Origin of the sequence: Winogradskyella psychrotolerans RS-3 (assembly GCF_000427335.1) — a bacterium.
GTDB classification, from domain to species: domain Bacteria; phylum Bacteroidota; class Bacteroidia; order Flavobacteriales; family Flavobacteriaceae; genus Winogradskyella; species Winogradskyella psychrotolerans.
This window is the reverse complement of the sequence record NZ_ATMR01000106.1, coordinates 1-888: the sequence shown is the minus strand read 5'-3', so window position 1 is coordinate 888 and position 888 is coordinate 1. Positions and strand designations below refer to the sequence as shown.

The 888-nt window shown below is 40.9% G+C and carries 1 protein-coding gene; it reads right to left on the bottom strand.

All coding sequences use genetic code 11. The annotated features are described in order from the left end of the window. The coding region (locus ADIWIN_RS11175) for a YHYH protein (protein ID WP_235047094.1) at positions 1-640 on the bottom strand (640 nt) is incomplete at its 3' end. Between the last annotated feature and the right edge of the window lie 248 nt (positions 641-888).

Genomic DNA, 888 nt, shown 5'->3' with positions numbered 1-888 from the left:
GTAGAATGCCAATCAATTTTTCATCATCATACGAGAGTGTGGTATTTGCTTCTACATCGGTAGATTCAAGATGGTAATGATAACCTGTAGGACCCATATGGGCTCCTGCATAATCAAAACCTGAGGCTACGTTTGCGGATAAAGCAATATTTGGCCCTTCTTCGTCATTGAAGATAGGAGCTCCTGTAACGGCAATACCGATAGCACCCAATCCAGTTGCAGAGCTTGAAGAAGCTTTTACTGGAGTAGCAGGAACGGTAACCGTGTAACTTCCGCTTGAAATGGTACCAGGAGACATCTCACTTGTACTAGCAACAAAGGGTTCAATGTATAGGCTGTTACTTGTTGACCAATAAGGAGAAGTATGATTAGGAAGACCGTTAGATTCGATGGTGATATCATCTCCATCAAAAGAAATGGTGACGGCATCTTCATTGAATTCGTCAAATGCAGCAAGTGGTGTGCTACCTGTAGAAGCGGCACTGCTGTCGTCGGTATCGCTGTTGTCCGCCACATATCCACTAGGTTGTACACAGGCTGTTTGACTCACATCCGCGTTTCCTAAACCGTCGCTGTCAGCATCTTGATACCAGGTGGTCTCAACGCATACATCTTCCTCGTCATCACAAGAGCTAATCAATATTGTCACTCCAAAGAGAACAGACAGAAATAATTTCGAGTAGTTCATTTTTTTAAATTTTAAAAATTGGTAATTATTAATAATCGTTAAAGGTTTAGACGCCTTTAATTGAAAAATCCCTCGGTACCGGGAAAATTAATAGCAAATGGTTTTGGGTAATTTGGGGTGAAAATGGGTTAACTTTCCTGAATGGAGTAGTAGGTGTTTTATCTGGTATTGAATCAAAAAAGAGATAATGGTAACTACTT